This window comes from Ruegeria sp. K5 (assembly GCF_056531805.1).
On sequence record NZ_JBQFML010000033.1, the window covers coordinates 1 to 671 of the forward strand.

The window sequence follows — 671 nt, forward strand, 5'->3', positions numbered from 1 at the left end:
AGAAAATCTCGACGGTGGTGCCCGCTATTTGGCGGCGCAGTACCGCGAGTTCGGAACCTGGAAGCTGGCGCTTGCCGCCTACAACGCCGGGCCTCACCGCGTCGTCGAATATGGCGGCGTCCCCCCCTTTACCGAAACCCGCAACTACGTGCGGATCATTCTAAGCAAAGTGAGCACTTCCTCATGAAAAGAACCCACTTCTACCAGCAGATGGCGTTTTTCGCGATCACTGCGTTCATCATCACAGCAGCGCCCGCCTCCGCTGGCTGGCTGCAAGATGCCATTGGCGATTTCATCAACGAAACGCTGGCGGACTCCAAAGTAGTAGGCGTCAGCCTTGCCGCCGTCGGCTTCATCTGGGGCTGTCTCGCCTACGTGTTCGGCTGGGGTTCGCTGAAAGGCCCAGTCGTCGCAATCGTAGTTGGTGCTGTTATCGGCCTCGCTGATACATTCATTGGAGCCTGATTGATGCCGCGCCGTAACACGGTCTTTCGCGGCCTGAACCGCCCCGCTGAATGGGGCGGCCTACCCGTGATCTATCTGCTGGTGATCCTCGGGAAGACCATGCTTTCGTTCTTCATGTTCGGGATAGCGCCAGCAATCATTGCGGGTTTTGTTTTCTACACCGGGCTTCGCCTCTTTTACGAATGGGAACCGGCTTTCTTCCGCGT

3 protein-coding genes are annotated in these 671 nt (G+C 57.8%); all 3 read left to right on the forward strand.

Annotated features, from left to right (window positions below; all coding sequences use genetic code 11):
• Window positions 1–187 (forward strand): transglycosylase SLT domain-containing protein (locus ACR0MO_RS21635; RefSeq protein WP_480893311.1); only part of this gene is annotated, 187 nt, incomplete at its 5' end.
• Complete coding sequence (locus tag ACR0MO_RS21640) at window positions 184–465, forward strand: hypothetical protein (RefSeq protein ID WP_170481476.1); 282 nt, start codon at window positions 184–186, stop codon at window positions 463–465. The genes ACR0MO_RS21635 and ACR0MO_RS21640, both read left to right, overlap by 4 nt.
• A gap of 3 nt (window positions 466–468) precedes the next feature.
• On the forward strand, window positions 469–671 hold a 203-nt coding region (locus tag ACR0MO_RS21645; protein ID WP_480893313.1), incomplete at its 3' end, for a VirB3 family type IV secretion system protein.